This is a genomic window from Acinetobacter sp. YH12140 (assembly GCF_013418475.1).
Lineage (GTDB): Bacteria > Pseudomonadota > Gammaproteobacteria > Pseudomonadales > Moraxellaceae > Acinetobacter > Acinetobacter amyesii.
This window is the reverse complement of sequence record NZ_VPBZ01000004.1, coordinates 62,378-77,309: the sequence shown is the minus strand read 5'-3', so window position 1 is coordinate 77,309 and position 14,932 is coordinate 62,378. Positions and strand designations below refer to the sequence as shown.

Genomic DNA, 14,932 nt, shown 5'->3' with positions numbered 1-14,932 from the left:
TCCTTATTGTACTTTTTGATCCAAATCGTGTTGCGCGGCTTCGAGTAATGTTAAAAAATCACGTTTAACCGATTCATCTTGCTCATAGCCCATCTTTTCCCAAAGATTCAAGAACAGTCGTTCAGGCGTTGGTGGTTTAAGATCGACTGTAGTGAAAGTATCATGTTGCTCAGTTTGCTTTTGATAGATGCGCGCAATCCGCAGCAAACGATAACGATTTGGAGGTAGTGCCATTTCAATTTGCTGACGTAAATCGACAGGGGGCGGTGCATCGGTGGTGTACTCGATCTCTAAAAAATGTCGCGCATTTAAATGTTCAATTTCACCTTGCGGTAAGGCTTGTACAGCACTAATCAAATCTTTTAATTCTTCACGAATCCGAATTAAATCAACGGTACGAGGAATAATCAGTGATTCGTATTGGTAGCGCTCAGTTACGCTTGCTTTAGGATCAATACGGACATCGACCACTTGATGTTTATAATTTCGTTCACTAAATGACAATGGAATAGGTGAGCCACTATAACGAATATGCGTTTGTCCCACTTTTTGCGGTTTATGCAAGTGTCCAAGTGCCACATAATCAATCACATCATCAAACAACGCTGTTGATAAAGCTTCTTCATTACCGACCACAATCGGGCGTTCCGAATCAGACGTTTCACCGCCTTGCATATGTGCATGTGACATCAGAATCAAAGCCTGATCAGGCTGTTTACGAGCTTTTGCTGCCGCAATCAACTGCTGATGTAAATAAGCAATGGCATTTTGACTGTTGGTGGTTTGCTCATTTAAACCTGTGATTTCAGCACTGCGTAAATAAGGTAAAGTTAAACACCATGCAATGATGTTTTTATTAGCATCATAAATCGGGACAAGTAAACGATCGAGGTCAAATTGCTGGTTTTGTTTTGAAATAATCCCCACTGCTTTGGCATTAAACTTCGCTAAAAAAGGCTCAACCTGTTCAATGCGATAACCCGAATCGTGGTTACCTGCAATCATCAAGGTTTGCATATGTGGGGCAAGAGCATGGGCATCGGTTAAAAATTGATACAGTTGTTTTTGTGCACTGGATGCTGGATTCACCACATCAAAAATATCGCCTGCAATCAGTAATGCATTCGGTTGTTTTTCTTGGATTTGCTCAAGTAACCAATTTAAAAATTGGGTGTGCTCGTAGTCACGCTCATGATTATGAAAAAATTGTCCTAAATGCCAATCTGAAGTATGAAAAAAACGAACAGTCATGCAAGCACCAAAAAATCAAAAAATTGATTGGGCTATAAAGTATCACAGATGGTTATGTTTACGAGGGAGATTAATCATTCATCAGTCCAACTAAGTCGTTATCGACAGTTACAAAGTACCCAATCTAAACTATGCGATAACTGCATTAATGTGCCTTTGCATCCACTTGCAGGAGGCAAAAGTATTATGGGCTGGATTTATGAAATAGCCTTACTAGTATTATCCAAGTATCACAAATTTTTCTATAGCAATTTGGCCATCTTGTACCAGATTTTTCTTAGTGATTTGGTTGAAATCTTTAACTTCAAAACTACGAGTAAATGTATTGGTAATGCAATGCATCGGTGGAGTCTGTACAGAGCTTTCTAAGAGGTCACCATGAAGTCTGGGGTTACTGATTAGGGAATCCTGTAACTCGTGTAAATGACCAACCAAAAACGGCAGAATAATAGACAACTTAACGCTTGGTATCAGAACTTTGAATTTCAAAATAGTAGGCTGGTTCATTGTTGTTATATTTTCTTTGATGGATTACACGTTTCAAATAGTTGAGATCTGAAATTAGGGTAAAAAATACCAAGAACTAGGAATATAAAATGTTGTTCTAATCCTGTATATAGGTGAATTATTGTACAGCGGGTATATTGCCTGCATTTGGAGTAGCAGGAGATGCAACATGCCAAATAATCCTTTTGATGAAGAAAAACTTGCAAATAATATGGTGTATAAGACTTTATTAGAGTCTACATTAGCCATTCCTTGGTGTATTGATTGGGACAGTAAAACATTTAGTTATATTGGACCGCAAATTGAAAAGTTACTCGGTTGGAAACAAAGTAGTTGGAAAACGGTAGATGATTGGGCATCACGTATGCACGAGGAAGACCGTAATTATGTACTGAATTATTGTGTTTCACAGTCGATGGCTGGTATAGATCATGAAGCAGATTATCGTGCACTTAAAGAAGATGGTTCATATCTTTGGATACGTGATGTTGTGCATGTCGTGCGTAAACCAAATGGTGATGTAGATTGTCTTGTCGGCTTTATGTTTGATATTTCCGAGCGGAAAAAACAAGAGGAACAACTACAAAAATTGCAACGTCAGCTCGAAGAATATTCATATAAAGATGGCTTAACTGGTATTGCAAATCGACGTTTGTTTGATGACTTTTACCAGCGTGAATGGTTAAACGCAATCCGCACGCAAAAGCCGCTGAGTTTAATTTTGATCGATTTAGATTATTTTAAACAATACAATGACTTGAATGGTCATGTGATTGGGGATACATGTCTGCGTCAAATTGCTAAAAGTTTGGAATCTTGTTGTACACGACCTCGTGATTTAGTTGCGCGTTTTGGTGGCGAGGAATTTGCTTGGATTTTACCAGAGACCAATGAAGCCGCAGCAGCAGTGATGGCCGATAGAATTATGGATGCCGTGCGTGCTGCACGATTACCGCATAAAGCCTCAGCAGTGTCGGAACTCGTCACACTCAGCATGGGGGTAAAAACCATTATTCCTTCAGATCTGGATAATCCAATGCAATTTCTGGATCAAGTTGATAAAAACCTCTATATAGCCAAAAGACAGGGACGTAATCGCTACTGTGCTGCATAACATAGATTTACAGTTGTGACTTATTTTAAAGTTGCATAGATTTTTCAGTCAGTCGATATTTTATCGGCTGATTTTTTTGGGGTGTAGAATATAAAAATTAAATGCTGAATACATAAGGCACAAAATAAAAGACCGACGATTCGAGTGATGATGAAATCGTCGGTCAAAAAATCGATTTTAAATTTAAGTGATGGCTGCTGTTCATACTTAAATTCAAAATGAAACTTATTGCTTTTAAAAAGGTCACCGAAACATTGTGGATGCCGTCCAAATCATCGGTTGCTACAGACCTTGTACCCTATATAACGTAGTCGATTACAGATTGGTTGACATGAAAATGAAAATAAATGCATTTTTTTTTATACTAGGTGTCAACTTCTTCTTGGGTTAGGGTCATGGTGTCTTTAACACGTTATTTTTTCTTGTTTTTTTTCATTTGTTTAATCATGACCTGTATTTGCGGTGTGATCGCAGCATTATTGCCACAGGGTGTGGGTGGTATTTTAACGGTCGTACCCTATCTGATTGCCATGATCGTGGTGTTATTTCGGTTTTTAAATAAAAATCAGAGAGCACCGACACAGGCAGAACGTAAAAAATTTACCCTAGGTTTTAGCCTGATTTTTTGGTTATATAATTTTGGTTTTGTACTTTTGGGTATCGCAATTTTTTCAAGAAAAAATCCTGAAATTTGGCAAAATTTAATGCTCTATGTTCAACATCCTCAGTTTATGAGTTTAATGGTGATCATGTTATTACTGATGGCTATCCCTTTGTATTTAATCACCTATTGGTTTTATGGTCCGCAAGCACAGCGGATGGCTGCTCAAAAGTTTGGTGCATAAAGCTTGATCGTTTGGTGATCTTGTTCTATAGATAATAGTATTATTTCATATAGATAAGAACAAATTATGCATCAGCCCACAGTACTGATGACAGGTGGCAGCGGTTTTATTGGCACACATCTCATCAAGGCACTTTTAGCTACGGATTATAAAGTGATTGGGCTCAGTCGTAAGGCTGGGCGTATTTCTAAATCACCACATTTAACTTGGGTACAGCAGCTCGATCAAATTCCTCATGACAGAATTGATTATGTGATTAATCTTGCAGGTGAAAGTATCGGCAAAGGTCGCTGGACAGAGACGCGTAAACAGCAATTATTAGAAAGTCGGGTCAAAACCACGGAAGCGCTGTATCAATATTTACGTAAACGTAAAATTTTTCCGAAATGCATTATTTCAGGTTCGGCTGTTGGCTATTATGGTATTGATATTGAAGAACAATGGACAAAAGTGTGCGATGAAAATACTGCACCACAAGCCATTTTTATGTCAGAGCTATGCCAAAGTTGGGAGCAAGTCACACGCCAATTTCCTGAACAAAATACCATTATCACACGACTAGGTGTGGTCTTGGCTGAAGGTGGCGGGATCTTACCGCAAATGTTGCGACCGATTCAGTTCAATTTGGTCAATAAAATAGGTTCTGGTCGGCAGCCTTTTGTGTGGATACACATACAAGATGTGATCCGAAGTATGCTGTTTTTAATGAAACAAGCTGAGAAAAAACATGCGTTGCTTGAACCCACGCCAATCGATCCGCATATTTTTAATTTAGTTGCGCCTGAAAAATCGACGCAGGCTCAGTTTGCGCAGATTGCAGCACGTCAATTAGCGAAAAAGCCATGGCTCAATGTGCCTGCAATTGTTTTTAAAATTTTATTGGGTGAGCAATCGCAATTAATTTTAAATGGTCAATTGGTTCAGCCAGTTGCTTTATTACAGCAAGGCTTTGAGTTTAAATTTCCGACGTTAAAAGAAGCCTTGCAGGATTTATTGGCTTAGTTGAATTTGACGGATCGACCATTATTCGACGCTTAACAATGCATCTTGAAACAGGCGACTCGGACTATAGTGGTCTGCATTGAATGAAGGCGTTTCCCCAGTCATCAGTTCAGCCAATAACTGAGCTGAAGCAGGTCCCATGCATAAACCATTTCTAAAATGCCCAAAGTTTGCCCATAGATTGTCGAAATTTGGCATCTGCCCAATATACGGAATCCCTTCAGGGGAAGATGGACGCAGGCCAGCCCAAGACTTCACAATCGGAAAGTTGGCAAGCTCTGGCACCATGTCAAAGCATGATTCTTGAATATGCTGCAAGGTTGTATTTGTTGTCTGAGTATCAAAGCCACATTGGCGCATACTTGAGCCGCAAACCACATGACCGTCTTGGCGTGGAATCAAGTACATGACTTTATTCATGCACATGGTCGGCAACCAGTTCTGCGGAGTTTTAAAGAGAAGCATTTGTCCCTGCACGGGTTGTACGGGTATCTCAATGTCTAGTTGTTCACTCCATGCGGCTGACCAAGCGCCCGTGGTAATAACGAATTGATCAGCTGTATGTTGTTTGCCATCTGCGGTGGTGATGGACTGGATACGATTGTCCGAACGGTTTAATTGGCGGATCGGGCAATGTTCATGAATGATCACTTTGGGATGCTGCTGTAAATAAGCCGTTAATGACTGCAAAAGTCGCGGATTACGGATGTTGGCTAATTGCGAAAAATAAATGCCATGTGCAAAGCGTGCTGAAATGTGAGGATTAATCTGCTCAATTTGCTCGGATTGTAAATATTCCGACTGTTGCATTGGGTCTTGGTGCAAACGGGCATAATCTAAGCCAATTTCAAAATCATCTTCATCAAAAATCAACATGCCAGTTTCATGAATTTCAAAATCAATCCCAGTGATCGGTTTTAATTTTTCATTCCATTTTTGGTAGCTCTGCTTGCCATAACGTGCGAGCGCATTGACTTCATTGGGATATCGCCAAGGATACATCGGGGAGAGGATGCCACCACCAGCCCAAGATGCGGCAGAACCTGTGCGTTGTTGGTCAAAAATCGTCACCGTACAACCGCGTTCAACGAGTTCCAATGCGCTGAGTAAACCACTAATACCCGCCCCAATAATGGCAATATTCATGTTCTTTTAACCGATGAATGTATGAGTTTGATCTTAACTTCAGCAACGCCGAAGTTTTTCTTCCAAGACTGTTTTTTAAATTTTACAGATATAAAAAAGCCTTCCTGAACGTTACCATTTCAGGAAGGCTTTGCAGGTTATTTCATGTCTTTCAACATGAGTGCTGCATCTTCAGCAAAGTAAGTCCAGATCCCATCTGCACCTGCACGGCGGCAGCTCATCAGCGATTCGATAATCACGTTTTCAGATAGCCAACCATTTTGAATGGCACCTGCCAACATGGCGTATTCGCCACTCACTTGATAGACAAATGTTGGAACACCGAAATTATCTTTGACTTCACGGACGATATCTAAATACGGCATACCCGGTTTTACAATCACCATGTCGGCGCCTTCTTGGATATCCAGTGCGATTTCATGTAAAGCTTCTGCACGGTTACCGATGTCCATTTGATAGTTATATTTATTGCCACCTTTGAGGTTGCTTGAAGAACCTACCGCATCACGGAATGGACCGTAAAAGCTAGATGCATATTTTGCAGAATAGGCCATGATGTTGGTATAGATATGGCCATTGGCTTCAAGCGCTTGGCGAATCGCACCGATACGACCATCCATCATGTCACTTGGTGCAACTACATCTGCACCCGCTTCGGCATGGCTGAGTGCTTGTTTAATTAAGCATTCAACGGTTTCATCATTCAGTACATAGCCGGAATCATCGATAATGCCGTCTTGACCATGTGTGGTATATGGGTCGAGTGCACCATCAGTGATGAGAACCATTTCTGGTAGTTCTTTTTTTAATAAGCGGATAGTGCTTTGGACTAAGCCATCTTCACGCCAAGCTGCTTCAGCCGTTAAGCTTTTATCTTCCTGTGGTGTAACTGGGAACAAAGCTAATTTTGAAACACTCAATTCGAGTAAACGTTCTGCCTTTTTTAGTAACAAGTCAGCAGATAGACGCTGTACGTTTGGCATGCTTGGAATGTCTTGAGTTTGTTGCTGGCCTGGCAACACAAATACTGGATAAATGAGATGATCAGTCGTCAGTTGAGTTTCACGCACCATGGCACGAAGCTGGTCATTTTTACGAATGCGACGCATGCGGGTAGCAGGAAAAGCTGGACGATTGAACGTATAGGTCATAACAATCTCATTGATCAGTATTAAACTTTGACTATTGTAGACGCATAATGAGGGTTTGGCGCACCCCGTATTATTTTTTTATTCAATGACAGCGATTCGAGTAGGCTATGACAGATGTAAATAAGAGTTGGACCGGTAATATTGACCTAAACTCGAAGATTGAAATCGATACTTTATTAAATAACATTGCTCAAGCATTTAACAGCTCCCCATTTTTTTTACACAATGCCATGAAAATGACGGTGATCGATGGTCAGATCGAAGCACGTGTGGATATGGCCAGTAATTTAATTGGAAATGTCGCATTCCAAATTTTACATGGTGGTGTAGCGGCAACCTTACTCGACAGTATCGGTGGTATCTCTGCAATGGCAGAATTGTATAAAAAGGCCACAGCTGAAGATCTAGTAGAAACTAGTAAAAAGGTATCTCGCTTAGCGACCGTCGATATGCGTGTGGATTATTTAGCGCCAGGACGTGGACAGTATTTCGTTGCACGAGCTGAAACCTTACGTTTAGGTCGTAAGGGCTGCACCATGCGTATGACCATGGTCAATGATGAAGGTAAAGCGATTGCAACAGCGATTGCATCGTATGCCTATTAAGCCATTCTTAAGTTAACACATTCAAAATAATGAAAAAATAAAGTCCAGTATTGGCAGCAGGGCATGATTTTATCCTGTTGCCAACGAAAAAAAGACTGACGAGTTACATTTTCTATTCTCAGGATATGATTTTTTAGCTTTAAAATGCCGGAAAATTGAAGAAGATAGACTTTCTCACGACACCATTATCTGACAGCAAAGTTGACATGCTTTGCAAAGCTCATGATGCCATGACCAAGTCTGCTAGATTTAGGACAAATCTATGACAGATACCGTTAGTAACCTGCCAGAAACCCCATCTACAGAGCAGCCCACCGATCAGGAATTAAAAGCACGCAGAAAAAAAGGCCTTGGTATAGTGGCAGTATTGATCGTGATTGCTTTGGTGATGTATTTGATTTGGTCAATATTTCTAAATCATTCCGTCAGTACCGATAATGCCTATGTCGGTGCAGAAACAGCGTCGATTACCTCGATGGTCACGGGGCAAGTGGCAGAGGTTTTGGTGAGTGATACGCAGCAAGTGAAAAAAGGCGATGTGCTTGTTCGTATTGATGCTCGTGATGCTGAAATTGCCTTAGCTCAAGCTCAGGCTGAATTACTTAAAGCAAAACGCCAATACAAACAAACTGCGGCGAATAGTAGCTCTTTAAACTCACAAATCTTTGTCAGTGATGATGCGATTCATAGTGCAAGCGCACAAGTCGCCAAGGCACAAGCCGATCTGAATAAAGCACAAGATGAATTACAACGTCGTCAACAATTGGCTGCTACGGGTGCGATTTCTAAAGAAGAATTAAGCACAGCGCAGAGTGCTGTGAATACCGCTAAAGCCAGTTTTGATCTGGCACAAGCAGGACTCGCTCAAGCCAAATCTAGTCAAAAAGCGGCACAAAGTAATAAAGCTGCAAATGATGCATTAATTCAAGACAGCAATGAAAATTCAACCCCAGATGTTTTAGTTGCGCAAGCACGTCTACAACAAGCTCAGTTGGACTTAGAACGTACACAAATTAAAGCACCCTTTGATGGTGTAGTGACACGTCGCAATATTCAAGTTGGGCAACGCATTGCACCGGGAACGTCATTAATGATGGTGGTGCCAGTCTCTCAGTTATATGTCGATGCCAACTTTAAAGAAAGCCAATTGGCAGGGGTGCAAGCGGGTCAAAAAGTTGAGCTGACGTCTGATCTGTATGGTGACAAAGTTAAATTTAATGGCACAGTGACCGGTTTTTCTGGTGGCACAGGTTCAGCATTTGCCTTGATTCCAGCACAAAATGCCACAGGAAACTGGATTAAAGTGGTTCAGCGTTTACCTGTAAGGATACGTTTAGATCCAAAAGAGTTGGCAGAACACCCACTCCGTGTGGGGCTATCTATGGAAGCGACGATTGACCTGAAATCGAAGTAGTTGCCTATGAATCAGCAAATGCAAATGACTGACCTAAAAGGTGGTCGTCTGATTCTCGCTGCCTTGGTCTTGGCGTTGGCGAACTTTATGGTTGTGCTCGACATGACCATTGCCAATGTTTCAGTGCCGCATATCACCGGTAGTCTTGCAGTGTCGGCATCCCAAGGGACATGGGTCATTACCTCCTATGCTGTGGCAGAAGCGATTTGCGTGCCATTAACCGGTTGGCTCGCTGGGCGCTTTGGTTCTGTACGGGTTTTTGTGATCAGCCTGTTTGGCTTTACTGTATTTTCGATACTGTGTGGTTTATCGACCAGTTTGGAAATGTTGGTGTTTTGCCGAATTGGGCAAGGCTTATTTGGTGGCCCGATTATGCCACTGAGCCAAACGTTGTTAATGCGCATTTTCCCTCCTGAAAAGCAATCCCAAGCCATGGGGATGTGGGCAATGACCACTGTAGTTGGCCCTATTTTAGGTCCAATTTTGGGTGGTACGATCAGTGATAATTTATCTTGGCATTGGATTTTCTTTATCAATATTCCAGTTGGGATCGGCTGTGCAATCGCAGCGATGCGCTTACTGAAAACGGCTGAAACCCCTACACAAAAATTGAAAATAGACCGTGGAGGTTTGTTGCTGTTGGTGTTGTGGATCGGTGCATTGCAGTTGATGTTGGACTTGGGCCATGAACGAGATTGGTTTAATAATCCATTTATTGTGGTGCTGGCACTGACGGCATTTGTTGGGCTGATCGTTTTCACGATTTGGGAGCTGACTGAGCGGCATCCAGTGGTGAATATACTGCTGTTTAAGTACCGAAGTTTTACCATTTCGGTCTTGGCTTTGGCCTTTGGTTTTGGTGCCTTCTTTGGCAGTATTGTCCTGATTCCGCAGTGGTTACAAATCAACTTGGGCTATACCGCAACGTGGGCAGGTTATCTCACTGCAACGATGGGCGTCGGTAGTTTGACCATGTCGCCAATTGTTGCGAAGCTTGCAACCAAATACGATCAACGTGCTTTGGCGAGTTTTGGTTTAAGTATTTTGGGTGGTGTAACCCTTATGCGCGCCTTTTGGACCACGGATGCGGACTTTATGGCTTTGGCTTTACCGCAAATATTACAAGGTTTTGCCGTGCCATTTTTCTTTATTCCTTTGTCCAATATGGCCTTGGCATCGGTACTGCCACAAGACATGGCATCTGCGGCAGGTTTGATGAACTTCTTAAGAACCATGGCAGGGGCAATTGGAGCGTCGATTGCAGTAACCATTTGGGATGATCACACCAAAGTCGCACGCAGTGAAATGGTCAGTAATTTACATGTTACCGAGGTACAAAATACCTTGGTGAATCATGGAATGAGTTCAGAAGCCGCATTGGGTTACATCTCCAGTTTGGTGGATAAAGAAGCCTTAACGCTTTCAGCCAATCATGTGTTTTTAGTTCTGGCAGGTGTCTTCATATTCGCTGCACTGATCATTTGGCTCTGTCCACGACCTAAAGCAGGTGTGGGTGGCGTTCATGCACACTAAATAACATCAAGTATAAAAAACCGCTCATTCGAGCGGTTTTATATTGCATACGGCGTTGATTGAAAAAAATCAAAGATCCGAGCGCGCCCGTTTGAGTGCAGATTGCCACTGAGCCAAATGAAATTCACGTTGATCTGCATTCATTTTTGGTTCAAAAGCACGTTCTAATTGCCATGATGCAGCAATTTCATCAAGGTTTGAAAACACACCTGCTTTGAGTCCGGCCATTGCGGCAGCGCCCCATGCTGTTGATTCTAAAAGTTTAGGACGCAGTACAGGCACATTTAAAATATCGGCCTGAAATTGCATCAGCATATCATTGCTACTGGCACCGCCATCGACCCTGAGTTCTTTAAGTGGACTAGACAGGTCTGACTGTATGGCGGTCAATACATCCGACACTTGAAAGGCGATGGACTCAAGGGCAGCACGAGCTATGTGGGATTTATTGGTACCACGTGACATGCCGCAGAGGAGGGCACGGGCATCACTGTCCCAATGCGGAGCGCCTAGCCCAGTAAAGGCAGGAACCAGAACCACGCCATCGGTGTGTTCAACTTGGCACGCGAGTTTTTCAACATCACTGCTTTTTTGAATAATCCCTAAACCGTCTCGCAGCCATTGCACGATTGCGCCAGCCATAAACACACTACCTTCAAGTGCATAATGGGCTTGACCTTGAGCTTGCCATGCAAGGGTTGAGAGTAATTTATTGTGGCTATATTGAACTTCAGTGCCGGTGTTAAAGAGCATGAAACAGCCGGTACCATAGGTATTTTTTGCTGTTCCTACGTCAAAGCATGACTGTCCAAATAACGCAGATTGCTGATCACCTAAAATGCCGGTAATGGGAATGTTTGCGCCAAGTAAACCTGTAGCGGTATCTGCAATATATTCATCTGAACTGATGATTTTAGGGAGGACCGACAGGGGAATATCGAATAATTCTAAGAGTTCTTCATCCCAAGCTTGTTGCTGTAAGTTCATTAGCATGGTTCGTGAGGCATTGCTGGCTTCAATCACATGCTCTGCACCTTGCGTCAGGTTCCACACCAACCAACTGTCAATCGTGCCAAAAGCCACATGACCTTGCTCTGCGAGTTCACGTAGACCTTGAGTGTGCTCTAATAACCAAACCAATTTGCCAGCACTAAAATAGGGATCGATACGTAAACCGGTCTTTTTGTGAATGAGGTCATTGAGGTTTTGTTGGGTCAGTTGTCCACACCACTCGGTTGCACGGCGGTCTTGCCAAACAATTGCAGGAGCAAGGGGTTGACCTGTGCGTTTATCCCAAACCACAGTGGTTTCACGCTGATTGGTCAGGCCAATGGCTTTGATGTCTTTGGCGAGGATACGAGCAGAAGCGAGGGCTTGTTGCACGACGGCAATTTGTGTACTCCAAATTTCTTGAGCATCTTGCTCCACCCAGCCCGAATGAGGAGTTTGAATATGGGTTTCCCGTTGAGCTGTAGCTTGAACTTGTCCATGTTCGTTAAAAATGATCGCGCGACTTGAAGTCGTTCCTTGATCGAGTGCCAATAAAAAGCTCATATATTTTTCTTTTGCGGTCTTGAAAAATAAAATATTAACGCAATTATGTAATTAAGCGCAGATCAATGTGTAATTGTTTCGAAATTGCATCGCAATTTTTTGAAGTTATGCTATGATGACGCTACTTTGGGGATGTTTCTGGCTTCGACGCTGGTGATGAAACTCATAGATGCATGTCGAGAGCGCATTTTCTCTCGTAAATCAAATTTGCATATTTTAGTCGCAAACGACGAAACTTACGCTCTAGCTGCCTAAGGGCAGCTTGTCCGCATCCCTGAATACTTGTGGTTAGGGGTCCCGACTGAAGCGAACGCACACAAGTCCGTATAAGATCAAGCCTTGGGGTCTTATACTAAATCTTAAAGGATCGCGATTTGTACCCTGTTCGTCGGGTCACAAAGAGCTAAATCAATAGACGATATCTAAGCATGTAGTATTCTCGAGCGTAGTGCTGGCGGACGCGGGTTCAACTCCCGCCATCTCCACCAAAATTCAATTCAGAGATGTTCGACTGAATGTGAAAAAGCCCTTAAATTCAATGTTTAAGGGCTTTTTTATTGGTTATATTGTCCGATCCTATCCTAAGCTGTGTGACCCAATTTTTGCCTTTTGTGGGTAATTATTGGGAAAATTTACCCAATTATTTTTAGTCTTGATAAAGGGTATATACAGATGAAACTCACAGATACGGAATGCAGAAAAGCACAGACCCAAGATAAGCGTTATCGTCTTTCTGATGAAAATGGCTTATCTCTATTGGTTACACCAGCAGGGCAAAAATATTGGAATGTGCGCTATACCGTTCATGGTAAGCGCAAGTCAGAGTCACTGGGTCCATATCCTGATATGAGCTTAAAGAAAGCAAGAGAGCTTGCCCTTGAGCTGAAATACAAGCATTCCAAGTCAGTCTTATACGAAGACATCAAGCCATTTTTTAAAGAGGTGGCAGAAGATTGGTTTGATAACCAAAGAGAGACTTGGTCATCTAAACATATTAGTAATGTACGAGCTTCTTTGGACGAGCTTTACGGTACACTTGCAAATAAACGAATCAATCAGATTCAGGCACCTGAGATCTTGCAGGTTATTAAAAAAATTGAAGCTAGAGGTTCTACTGAAGTAGCTAAACGCACGCTATCTCGATGCGGTATGGTGATGAAATATGCCATAGCCCACGGCTACCGATATGACAATCCAGCCAGTGATTTGGTTTATGCGCTTAAGAATAAAAAAGTGAAGAATTTAGCGTCATTACCTGAAAGTGAAATGCCTGAATTTCTTAGAAGGATTAAAGCCTATCCAGCAGATGCTCAGACTCACCATGCAATCATTCTGGTTATGTTGACTGGCGTTCGAGTAAGTGAGTTGTTGCAAGCACGTTGGGAAGAATTTGATCTTGAAGAACGTAAGTGGGATATCCCTGCTGAGCGTATGAAGAATGGTTTACCCCATCGTGTACCCTTAACAGATATGATGATTGATGAGCTTCAGGCACTACGTTTGACTCACAACCAAGATCTATTATTCCCACATCGTTTAAACAATAAAGAACCTATGCGTAGTGAAACAATTTTAGCTGTAATTAAGCGTTCTGGTTATACAGGTCGAATGACAACCCATGGTTTTAGATCGCTATTTAGTACAGTACTGAATGAGTCAAATTTGTTTAATTCAGATGCAATTGAGCGTCAGCTTGCGCATGTGCCACAGAACCGTATTCGTTCTGCATATAACCGAGCACAGTATTGGGATGAGCGTGTAAAGATTATGGAGTGGTATGGGACAAAAGTGAGTGCTTGGTTAAAATAAATCACAAGGAGAAAAATCTAGATCAAATTTAACCTGACAGACACAATAAAAAACGGGTAACTGTCAGATTAGGTTTGAGCTAATACAGCTAAGTGTAATTTAGTGCCCATTAAAATAAGAATGTAACTAACAAGAATATATAAAAGCGCTAGTTTCTACTACTTTTCAATCTAAGTAGGTTCTTAAATTATTTCTTATTTCAAATTTATACTTTTCAACAGTCTCATCATCAATTATAGGTCGGTTAAAATTAACTCCGTTCTTTTGTAAAGTCTCTTTAAAGAAGTCATTTAAAATATATGCTCTGGCTAAGAGGTCGTCTAATGCATCAATGCGAATACGTAAATTTTGTGTATCTTTTAGGGCTTGTGCACATAAGTTTTTATTATTTTCCAATTCATTTTTTAAGTTTTGAACACGAATAGTTGATTGGTCTATTTTTTTAAAGTGTTCATTTTGTAGTTCTTGGTTCTGTTTATTGCTGACTAGATATTCAATGACAATCTCTTCACGATCAAAGTGGTTTTTTTCTTTAAATTTAGATAAAAAATTCGCAGTTTTACGGTCTAGATAATATTGCTTCTTAACTTTGTCTTTGTCTTTGTCTTTTTTCTTAAAAGTGCGGAATTTAGCTTTTAATTTTTCATAGCAGCTTTGCGTGATTCGAACTTGTGTGCCATTCCTCAGCATCCCAAGATTAAAAATTCCTGTCTTAAATTGAGGGTAGTTATTGAAATTTGGAATGTAGCCTTGCTGGGGATCTTTGATAACTAGACCTATCGGATTTTCCGATTCGTTTTTCAAGAATTCTGCTTTAAGTAGACTATCTTCTAAACACCAATCTTTTAAATAAATTTGAGGACGGCCCATATTGGCTCCATTTTTATATCCGATAAATCGATTTTTAATCATTAAGTAAATGATTAAAACGATATTTAATTAATTATGTTAATAAACATTATATATTAAATTAAACTAATTGTTATTTAATTTTTAATAGT

Annotated in this window: 12 protein-coding genes and 1 other RNA gene; 8 read left to right on the top strand and 5 right to left on the bottom strand. The window is 41.3% G+C overall.

Translation table 11 applies throughout. The annotated features are described in order from the left end of the window. Positions 1-3: 3 nt before the first annotated feature. Positions 4-1,251 (bottom strand): exonuclease SbcCD subunit D, encoded by a 1,248-nt coding sequence (locus FTU75_RS06875; RefSeq protein ID WP_180115509.1) that lies wholly within the window; start codon positions 1,249-1,251, stop codon positions 4-6. Between the two features lie 676 nt (positions 1,252-1,927). Here FTU75_RS06875 and FTU75_RS06870 point away from each other — a divergent pair. The 3 genes from FTU75_RS06870 (at position 1,928) to FTU75_RS06860 (ending at position 4,719) form a co-directional block, all read left to right on the top strand. Next, positions 1,928-2,872, top strand: coding sequence for a GGDEF domain-containing protein (locus tag FTU75_RS06870; protein WP_180115508.1), 945 nt, complete (start codon positions 1,928-1,930; stop codon positions 2,870-2,872). Between the two features lie 395 nt (positions 2,873-3,267). Beyond that, positions 3,268-3,717 (top strand): ABZJ_00895 family protein, encoded by a 450-nt coding sequence (locus FTU75_RS06865; protein WP_180115507.1) that lies wholly within the window; start codon positions 3,268-3,270, stop codon positions 3,715-3,717. Positions 3,718-3,783: 66 nt separating this feature from the next. Then, positions 3,784-4,719 carry a TIGR01777 family oxidoreductase gene (locus tag FTU75_RS06860; protein ID WP_180115506.1) on the top strand — a complete coding sequence of 312 codons (936 nt, stop codon included), beginning with the start codon at positions 3,784-3,786 and terminating at the stop codon, positions 4,717-4,719. Between the two features lie 21 nt (positions 4,720-4,740). On the opposite strand, the gene thiO is transcribed toward FTU75_RS06860, so the two are convergent. Together thiO and hemB are read right to left on the bottom strand one after the other, a co-directional pair. Next, positions 4,741-5,865 (bottom strand): glycine oxidase ThiO, encoded by a 1,125-nt coding sequence (gene thiO, locus FTU75_RS06855; RefSeq protein ID WP_180115505.1) that lies wholly within the window; start codon positions 5,863-5,865, stop codon positions 4,741-4,743. A gap of 137 nt (positions 5,866-6,002) precedes the next feature. Beyond that, positions 6,003-7,016, bottom strand: coding sequence for a porphobilinogen synthase (gene hemB / locus FTU75_RS06850; RefSeq protein ID WP_180115504.1), 1,014 nt, complete (start codon positions 7,014-7,016; stop codon positions 6,003-6,005). A 107-nt stretch (positions 7,017-7,123) separates the two neighbouring features. Here hemB and FTU75_RS06845 point away from each other — a divergent pair, with 107 nt between their 5' ends. The 3 genes from FTU75_RS06845 (at position 7,124) to FTU75_RS06835 (ending at position 10,568) form a co-directional block, all read left to right on the top strand. Beyond that, positions 7,124-7,621: a thioesterase family protein gene (locus tag FTU75_RS06845; RefSeq protein WP_180115503.1), complete on the top strand. Its 498-nt coding sequence runs from the start codon at positions 7,124-7,126 to the stop codon at positions 7,619-7,621. A 262-nt stretch (positions 7,622-7,883) separates the two neighbouring features. Then, complete coding sequence (locus FTU75_RS06840) at positions 7,884-9,035, top strand: efflux RND transporter periplasmic adaptor subunit (protein ID WP_180115502.1); 1,152 nt, start codon at positions 7,884-7,886, stop codon at positions 9,033-9,035. Between the two features lie 6 nt (positions 9,036-9,041). Beyond that, positions 9,042-10,568: a DHA2 family efflux MFS transporter permease subunit gene (locus FTU75_RS06835; protein WP_180115501.1), complete on the top strand. Its 1,527-nt coding sequence runs from the start codon at positions 9,042-9,044 to the stop codon at positions 10,566-10,568. Between the two features lie 69 nt (positions 10,569-10,637). Here FTU75_RS06835 and glpK read toward each other — a convergent pair whose 3' ends face one another. Beyond that, positions 10,638-12,122: a glycerol kinase GlpK gene (gene glpK, locus FTU75_RS06830; RefSeq protein ID WP_180115500.1), complete on the bottom strand. Its 1,485-nt coding sequence runs from the start codon at positions 12,120-12,122 to the stop codon at positions 10,638-10,640. A 128-nt stretch (positions 12,123-12,250) separates the two neighbouring features. Between glpK and ssrA the strand changes: the two genes are divergently transcribed. Beyond that, positions 12,251-12,610, top strand: a transfer-messenger RNA (tmRNA) gene (gene ssrA, locus FTU75_RS06825). Positions 12,611-12,794: 184 nt separating this feature from the next. After that, positions 12,795-13,931 (top strand): tyrosine-type recombinase/integrase, encoded by a 1,137-nt coding sequence (locus FTU75_RS06820; RefSeq protein ID WP_180115499.1) that lies wholly within the window; start codon positions 12,795-12,797, stop codon positions 13,929-13,931. A 165-nt stretch (positions 13,932-14,096) separates the two neighbouring features. Here the strand turns inward: FTU75_RS06820 and FTU75_RS06815 are convergent, their stop codons facing one another. Continuing rightward, positions 14,097-14,801 (bottom strand): hypothetical protein, encoded by a 705-nt coding sequence (locus tag FTU75_RS06815; protein WP_180115498.1) that lies wholly within the window; start codon positions 14,799-14,801, stop codon positions 14,097-14,099. Positions 14,802-14,932: the final 131 nt, after the last annotated feature.